Annotated in this window: 7 protein-coding genes; 4 read left to right on the top strand and 3 right to left on the bottom strand. The window is 65.6% G+C overall.

Going from position 1 to position 8,033, the window contains the following annotated elements; translation table 11 throughout:
- Nucleotides 1–1,451, bottom strand: a 1,451-nt coding sequence (locus tag QMA10_RS17480; RefSeq protein WP_290170485.1) for a transketolase, incomplete at its 3' end; no start/stop codon positions are given.
- Between the two features lie 177 nt (nucleotides 1,452–1,628).
- On the opposite strand from QMA10_RS17480, the gene QMA10_RS17475 reads away from it, so the two are divergent.
- From QMA10_RS17475 to QMA10_RS17460, 4 genes are all read left to right on the top strand, one after another.
- The gene (locus QMA10_RS17475; RefSeq protein WP_290170482.1) at nucleotides 1,629–2,078 is read left to right on the top strand and encodes a PTS sugar transporter subunit IIA; all 450 of its coding nucleotides are present in this window, start codon (nucleotides 1,629–1,631) and stop codon (nucleotides 2,076–2,078) included.
- A gap of 25 nt (nucleotides 2,079–2,103) precedes the next feature.
- A complete protein-coding gene (locus QMA10_RS17470; protein WP_104054993.1) occupies nucleotides 2,104–2,376 on the top strand; it encodes a PTS sugar transporter subunit IIB in 273 nt (90 codons plus the stop codon).
- Nucleotides 2,377–2,430: 54 nt separating this feature from the next.
- Complete coding sequence (locus QMA10_RS17465) at nucleotides 2,431–3,969, top strand: PTS ascorbate transporter subunit IIC (RefSeq protein ID WP_290170479.1); 1,539 nt, start codon at nucleotides 2,431–2,433, stop codon at nucleotides 3,967–3,969.
- 66 nt (nucleotides 3,970–4,035) lie between these two features.
- Nucleotides 4,036–5,244, top strand: a complete 1,209-nt coding sequence (locus QMA10_RS17460; RefSeq protein WP_290170476.1) for an alpha-hydroxy acid oxidase — start codon at nucleotides 4,036–4,038, stop codon at nucleotides 5,242–5,244.
- A gap of 24 nt (nucleotides 5,245–5,268) precedes the next feature.
- Here QMA10_RS17460 and QMA10_RS17455 read toward each other — a convergent pair whose 3' ends face one another.
- Both QMA10_RS17455 and QMA10_RS17450 read right to left on the bottom strand, forming a co-directional pair.
- Nucleotides 5,269–6,654, bottom strand: coding sequence for an LLM class flavin-dependent oxidoreductase (locus QMA10_RS17455; protein WP_290170473.1), 1,386 nt, complete (start codon nucleotides 6,652–6,654; stop codon nucleotides 5,269–5,271).
- Nucleotides 6,654–7,940, bottom strand: coding sequence for an acyl-CoA dehydrogenase family protein (locus QMA10_RS17450; protein ID WP_290170471.1), 1,287 nt, complete (start codon nucleotides 7,938–7,940; stop codon nucleotides 6,654–6,656). The genes QMA10_RS17455 and QMA10_RS17450 overlap by 1 nt, the downstream gene beginning before the upstream one ends.
- Nucleotides 7,941–8,033: the final 93 nt, after the last annotated feature.

The following is an 8,033-nucleotide window of genomic DNA, read 5'->3' as shown; positions in this document are numbered from 1 at the left end:
TGATGGGTTGGTCCGTCTTCGCCCACCGCCACGGAATCGTGCGAGAACACGTAAATGACCCCCACTCCCATGAGCGCGGCGAGGCGGATGGCCGGACGCATGTAGTCGCTGAAGACGAGGTAGGTGGATCCGAAGGGACGCCAGGGGCCGTGCAGGGCGATGCCGCTGAGCGCCGCCGCCATGGCATGTTCGCGGACGCCGAAGCGGAGGAACTCACCGGACGGGTTCCTGTCGGAGAACGGTTCACCGGGGACAGCCACGCTGGTGGAACCGCTCAGATCCGCCGACCCGCCCCACAGTGCGGGGTTGGACTGCAGGGCCTTAAGCACTGCGCCGTTGGTGGTGCGGGTGGCAATGAGGTCACCCGGTTCCCCCGTTGCCACCTCTGACAGGGGAGACAGGTCGACTTCGCCGGAGCGGAACCCGGCCCACCGCCCGGCGTCGTCCGGGTGCTCCGCCGCCCACCGGCCGTAGGCGCGTTCCCACTCGGAGTAGAGCCGGGCTCCCCGGCCGGCGGCGGAACGGGTGTGCTGCAGCAGCTCCTCGTCCACCAGGTCCTCGAGGCCGGCGTCGGGGGCGTATCCCAGCGTCTTCTTCACCTCCGCCACTTCCTCGGCCCCAAACCCGCCGGAGTGGGCTGCGGGTGCGCCGCCGAACTTGCGGGAGGGAGCACCAATGACAGTTTTCACGGCCACCAGGGTGGGCTGCCCGGTTCGCTCGGCAGCCCGCCGCAGCACCGCTTCAACGCCGTCGAGGTCATTGATGTCTTCAATCTCCAGAACCCGCCAGTTATAGGACGCGTAGCGCGCGCGGACATCTTCGGAGAAGGTTTCGCTGGTGCGGGAATCGATGGTCACGCCGTTGTCGTCCCAGATCATGACCAGGTTGTCCAGGCCCAGGGTTCCGGCCAGGCTCGAGGCCTCGGCCGATATGCCCTCCTGCAGGCAGCCGTCGCCGGCAAGGGTCCAGATGGTGTGGTCCAGAAGCGGGGAGCCGGGGGTGAAGACCGCCTGTTCGTGCAGTGCGGCCGCTGCCATGCCGACGGCGGATGCCACGCCCTGCCCCAGCGGTCCGGTGCTCATTTCGACGCCGACCGTGTGGTGGACCTCGGGGTGCCCGGGAGTCTTGGATCCGAACGAGCGGCCCGCCGCCAGATCGGCCAGAGTCAGCCCGTAACCCGTAAAGAAGAGCTGGATGTACAGCAGGAGGCTGGCATGTCCGGCCGAGAGGACAAAGCGGTCCCTGGCGGGCCAGTCCGGGTGTGCGGGGCTGTGGCGCAGGACCCGGGAAAACAAGACGTGGGACAACGGCGCCAGCGCCATGGCGGTTCCGGCGTGCCCGTGACCTTTCTCCTGCACCAGATGAGCGGGAATGGCACGGGCGGCAGCCACGGCCCTCTGATCCAGGGAGGATTCCGAAGCGGACTGTGGCGGCAAGCGGTTCTCAGTCACACCGTCACTGTGGCGCTGCTGCCTGAGATAAGTCAACGGTCTGCGCAGACCCGGGGGGTTTTTCGGGGGTGCGGGCCTGCTTGTTCAGGATTCCATGGACAACACCCCATCCGGGTGACACCGTGAAAGCGATGCATGGATCGGGACCTCCCATTTTCCTAAGGATTCATCGTGGCCATGAACCTCGAAAATTCACTGTTTTCCATCAATCTCAAAGCGGCCGCTGCCGACTGGCGGGACGCCATCCGCCTCGCGGGCGACGGGCTTGTTGCAGCCGGAGTCACCACGGGCGACTACACCGACCAGATGATCGCGGCAGTCGAGGAACACGGCCCGTACATCGTCATTGCTCCCGGCATAGCCCTTGCCCATGCGCGGCCTTCCGAAGCAGTCCTGAAAGGCGGCCTGAGCTGGGTCAGTCTCAAGGACCCGGTCAACTTCGGCCACGCGAAGAATGACCCGGTAACCCTGGTGATCGGCTTGGCCGCCACGGACCACACCGCCCACATTGAAGTTCTCAAGGCGCTCGCCGGAGTCCTTGCCAACAAGGACCTGCGCGGCCGGCTCGAAGCGGCAACCACGGAAACCGAAGTGCGGGACCTGCTGAAAAGCTTGAATACCCAGTAATCACTCTCGATGGAAAGGCACCCCCATGAAAATAGTTGCCGTTTGCGGCATGGGCATTGGAACCTCGGTGCTGTTGAAGATGAACGCGGAACAGGTCCTGCGGGATCTGGGCGTGGAAGGCGACGTTGAAGCTGCGGATATCGGTGTTGCCAGGGGAGCAGCCCAGTCCGCGGACATCGTCCTGACGAGCGACGAACTCGCCGGGGAGATTGGCGAGGTTCCGGCCAAGGTGATCATTATTGACAACTTCGTCGACATGGACGAGATCAAAGAGAAACTCTCAGCAGCCATCGAGTAACCGCGTTCGCTGCACCTAACAGGCGTTTGCGCCACAAAAAAAGGAGTGCCCACGATGGACTGGCTTGTCACCATTCTGAATTTCATCGGGCAACAAATTCTCAACGTCCCTGCCTACCTCATTGGCATCATCACCGCAGTGGGCCTGATCGCGCTGCGCCGCAACTCCGGCCAGGTGGTGGGAGGGGCGCTCAAAGCCGCTTTGGGCTTCCTGATCCTCGGTGCAGGGGCAACGGTGGTGACGAACTCCCTGGATCCCCTCGGCACCCTCATCCTCGCGGTAACCGGAGCGCAGGGTGTTATCCCCACCAACGAGGTCATCACGGCTATTGCCCAGGAGGACTTCGGTGCCCAGAGCGCCTATGTCCTGACCCTTGGCTTTTTGGTGATGCTGCTGCTTGCCCGGTTCACGCCGCTGAAATACGTGTTCCTCACCGGGCACCACATGGTTTTTATGGCCACCATGCTCACCGTGGTGCTGTCCGTCGGGCTCGGGGACGGCCTGAGCTGGCTGGTGGTGCTCATCGGAGCTTTCCTCCTGGGCGTTGTCATGGTGGTGATGCCGGCCTTTGTCCATCCCTGGACCAAAAAGGTCACCGGAAATGACACCATCGCCATCGGCCACTTCGGCACCCTTGGCTACATTGCTGCCGGTGCCGCAGGCCAGGCGGTGGGCCGCCGCAGCAAATCGACGGAGGACATCAAGTTCCCGCAGGGCCTGCGGTTCCTCCGCGATTCGATGGTGGCAACAGCGCTGTCCATGGTGCTGATTTACCTCGTCTTCTCCATTTGGGGCTTGATTTCCCTTCCGCGCGACGAGGCACTGGCCATCTTCGACGTTGCCGATGCCGGAGCCTTCATCATGGCCGGTTTCGGCCTGGCACTTCAGTTCGGTGTGGGCGTAGCCATCATTCTTTACGGTGTGCGCACCGTACTGGGGGAGCTGGTTCCGGCGTTCCAGGGAATCGCGAACAAAGTTGTCCCGGGTGCCAAGGCAGCCCTGGACATCCCCATTGTCTTTCCGTTCGGCCAGAACGCCGTACTGATCGGGTTCCTCAGCTCGTTCGCGGGAGGGCTGGTTGCCCTGGGGCTCCTGGCCGTGTGGCTTAACCCGGTCTTTGGGCTAGCCCTGATTCTTCCCGGCATGGTGCCCCACTTCTTCACCGGCGGCGGCGCGGGTGTTTACGGCAACGCCACCGGCGGACGCCGGGGCGCGGTGGCAGGCGGCTTCATCAACGGGGTCATCATCACCATCCTGCCCGCAATTCTCCTGCAGGTGCTCGGCGAATTCGGTTTCGCCAACAGCACTTTCGGTGATGCGGACTTCGGGTGGTTCGGAACCATTGTTGGGCTTAGCCTCCGGACCGGGACGGCAGGCGGAATTGTGCTCACTGTCCTGATCGCCCTGGTGCTCGTGGTTGCCGCGAGCATCTACCAGCGCAAGGTGGTGGACACCGGCTGGGTTCCCGGGGCCAAGCGCGACAAGTGGCTTGAGGAGGAAAAGGCCGCCGAGAAAGCACAGGCGGACGCCGCCAAAGCTGCCGCGAAGGAAGCCGCCGACAAGAAAACTACCGATAAAGAGAAGGACGCCTGACACAAATTGGCTGCCGGTCTCACCTCATGCTTACGCTGGCCTTTCCGCATATGAGGAGCGCCAGCCATGAAACGCAGAATGCCCCAGTACAAAGAACTCCGGGACCTGGTCCAGTTCAAGCCCTTTGACCTGGACCTCCGCCGTGCACGGCTGGCGAAGGCCACCAATGTCCGGGAACTGCGCGACATCGCGAAGCGGAGGATTCCCGCAGCAGCCTTCGACTACGTGGACGGCGGATCCTTCGGCGAGCATGCCCTGAACCGCAACCGCGCCGCGTTCGACGACGTCGAATTTGTTCCGCACGTGCTGCGCGACGTCACGAGCGTGGATCTGCGCACCAAGATCGCCGGCACGGAGTCGTCGCTGCCCGTGGGCATCGGGCCCACCGGCCTCACCCGGCTCATGCACACCGAAGGCGAAATCGGCGGAGCGCAGGCCGCCGCCGCGTTCGGCGTTCCTTTTGCGTTGTCCACCATGGGCACGGCGTCGATTGAGGAGCTGGAGGCTGAAGTGCCCGACGCCGCCAAATGGTTCCAGCTCTACCTCTGGAAGGACCGCGGCCGGTCCCGGGAACTGGTGGACCGTGCCGCGGCCGCCGGCTACGGCGCCCTGATCGTCACGGTGGACACCCCGGTGGCCGGCGCCCGGCTGCGGGACACCCGCAACGGCATGACCATGCCGCCCACCCTCACGCCCAAGACCATCCTGGACGCCTCCTACCGGCCCGAGTGGTGGTTCAATTTCCTCACCACCAAACCGCTGGGATTCGCCAACTTCGAGGGCGAGCGGGTGTCCCTGGCGGAGACCGTCAACACCATGTTTGAGCCCTCGCTGAACTTCGAGGACCTGGCCTGGCTGCGGGAGACGTGGCCGGGCAAACTGATCGTCAAGGGCATCCAGTCCCCGCAGGACGCGGTGGAATCCTTCGCCCGCGGGGCCGACGCGATAGTGGTCTCCAACCACGGCGGCCGGCAGCTGGACCGGGCGCCGGTCCCGCTGCGGATCCTGCCCGGCATCCGCGCCGCCGTCGGCCCCGATGCCGAAATCATCCTGGACTCGGGCATCATGTCCGGCGGCGACATTGTGGCTGCGATCGCCGCCGGGGCTGACTTTACGCTGATCGGCCGGGCCTATCTCTACGGGCTGATGGCCGGCGGACGGCAGGGCGCCGAACGGACGCTGGAGCTGCTGCGCACCGAGATGACAACGGTGATGCAGCTGCTCGGCGTCACCAGCCTTGCGGAGCTGACGCCGGAACACGTGCGCAGCATCTAGCGACCCGCCGTACGCGTTCCCACCCTAAACCTCCACCGCGGAAAACGCCCCGCGGTACTTCGTGCCCGGATGCCGGGACGGCAGCCGCGCATCGCCGTCGAACAGCTTCTCCCGCAGGGTGCCGGGACGGTACTCCGTCTGGGCAAGGCCGCGGCGGCGCAGCTCCGGGAGCACTCCGTCGATGAAGTCCGTATAGGAGCCGGGCAGGATCTGGTTGATGATGTTGATGCCGTCCACGCCGGCGTCCTGCCAGGTCTCCAGCTGGTCCGCGATCTGCTCCGGAGTTCCGGCGATCTGCTGGTTGTAGGCGCGGTAGCGGGCAACGTCGGCGATGGTCGGATTCCCGCCGGGCACCGATGCGAACAGTGCCTCGAGCACACCGCGGGCGCCGTCGGTCCGCAGATCCCCCAGCGTGGTGTCCAGCGGCAGGCCCCCGAGGTCGACGCCGATGCCGCCGCCAATGTGCGCCACGATCGCGTCCAAATCCAGATACTCGTCAAAGTCGGCCTGCTTGGCCTTCACCTCGGCCTCGGTGGAACCGACCACAAAGGACAGCCCGGCAAAGAACTTGATGTCCTCATTGCGCCGCCCCAGGCCGCGCGCGAGGGCACGGACCGAGTCGGTGGTCTTCTTCGCATAGGCGGTGTGCGGAGCGAAGATGAACACCGCCTCGGCGTTGGCGGCGGCAAACTGCTGCCCTCGACCGGAGCTGCCGGCCTGGAACAACACCGGCGTGCTCTGCGGCGAGGGCGCAGCCAGATGCGGCCCGTCCACGCAGTAGCGCTCACCGCGGTGCAGAATCTTGTGCACCCGCGCCGGATCGGCATGGATTCCCGCGGCCTTGTCCTGGACCAGTGCGCCCTCGTCCCAGGAACCCTCCCACAGTTTGTAGCAAACCTCGAGGTACTCGTCGGCCCAGTCATAGCGGCTGTCATGCTCGGCCAGCCCGTCGCCGCCGAAGTTCCGGTGCGCGTTCTCCAGCACGCTGGTCACAATGTTCCACGCCACCCGGCCGCCGCTCAGATGATCCAGCGTGGACAGCTGCCGGGCAAACTGGAACGGATGCGCCTGCACCACCGAGCTGGTGAGCGCCAGGCCCAGATGCTCGGTCCGGGCGGCCAACGCCGACTGCAGCACCAGGGGATCATTCGCCGGCACCTGCAGGCCGCGTTCCACATGCGACGCCCACCCGCCGTCGTGATTGCCGTACAGCCCGACGACGTCAGCCAGGAACAGCGCATCGAACTTCGCCGCTTCCAGCTGCGCCGCCAGATCCGTCCACAGCCCAAGCTCGTTGAAGCGGTGCTGCTGCGCGTCAGGATGGCGCCATAACCCGCCGAGGATGTGGCTGGTGGTGTTCATGGCGAAGGCGCTCAGAAGCAGCCGCGGGCGGGACGTGAAAGTTGCCATCAGGAAATCGCTCCGAAGGTGGAAGGGGCAGCGGATTGAGCGGGGGCGGACGACGGCGACGGGGCGTCACCGATGCTGTGCAGGCCGGTGGGGACGGTGCCGTTGACCAGATAGTCGCCCACGGAGCGGGCCTTGAACGCGCTCGGGTTGTGCGTGGCGACGGTGCGGGCATTGCGCCAGTGCCGGTCCAGACCTTTGCTCTGGCTCACGGCGGAGGCACCGGTGACGTCAAACAGGGCGCTCGCGGCATCCAGCACAAGACCGGGAACCGCCACATGGGCCTGCTGCACCGCCAGCTCAGCGCGCAGGAATGCCTCTTCAGCGGAGAGGTTCAGGGACGGATCGGCCGCGGCGTCCAGGTCACGGGCCGCTGCGGTGACCACGGCTTCGGCGGTGTAAACCTTCGCAGCGAGCAGGCCGACGTGTTCCTGAATAAGCGGATCGTGGCGGAACAGCTGTCCGGAGCCGGTGTTGAAGGTGCGGGTGCGGGAACGGACCAGGCCTCCGGCGTCGTGCAGGGCGGCCCGGCCGATCCCGGCAAGGACGGCCAGCAGGAACAGCTGGAAAAACGCGGGTTCCAGGGTGCTGGTGACCTGGCGCTGCAGGATGTTCCCGGCCTCCACAGGCACGTCATCAAACACTGCCGTGCCCGTGCCGGTAAGCGGCTGTCCGAAGCCGTCCCAGTCATCGGCAATGCTCACCCCCGGGGCATCGGCGGGTACGACGGCGTACTGCCGTCCCTCCACGCCGGCTGTGCTGGCCATGACGACCACCCAGTCCGCAAAGATGCTGCCGGTGGTGTAGTACTTTTCCCCGCTCAGCAGCCACCGGCCGTCTTGCTGCCGCAGAGTGGTGGAGGTGGTGCCCAGGGCGTTGCCGGAGCGTTCGGTGGCGGCGTTGCCGAAGATCTGCCCGGCGAGGATCCGGGGAAACCATAGCTCCCGGAAGGCGGCCGGTTGCAGGGCTGCGGTCTCGCCGAACGCGAAGTGGGAGCGCAGCAGATGCGCCACGTTCGAGTCTGCCGCCGCCAGTTCGATCAGCAGGCGGAACAGGTGTTCGGCGCTGACCGGATCTCCGCCGTGTTCGGCCGGGACGCGCAGTGCGGTGAAGCCGGAGTCCTTGAGCCAGCCCACCTGCTCAAACGGCAGGGTTCTGGACTGTTCGCGGTCCAGTGCTCCGGCGGCGATGCGGTCAAAAACCGGACGGAACCGGGCGGCGAGAGCCGTGTACCGGGCCTCGCCGGTGATGCTTCGATGGTTCAGTGTGATCCTGCTGGTGCTGGTCATGGGATTCCTTTCGTAAGGGGAGGGAAGGGGAGGGGCAAGAACGGTGTGAAGCGGCCGGAAAGTGGTTCAGGCCCGGGAAGGGTTCAGATTCCG

Source organism: Arthrobacter sp. APC 3897, from assembly GCF_030407495.1.
Classification (GTDB): domain Bacteria; phylum Actinomycetota; class Actinomycetes; order Actinomycetales; family Micrococcaceae; genus Arthrobacter_B.
This window is presented reverse-complemented; position numbering and strand designations above follow the sequence as displayed.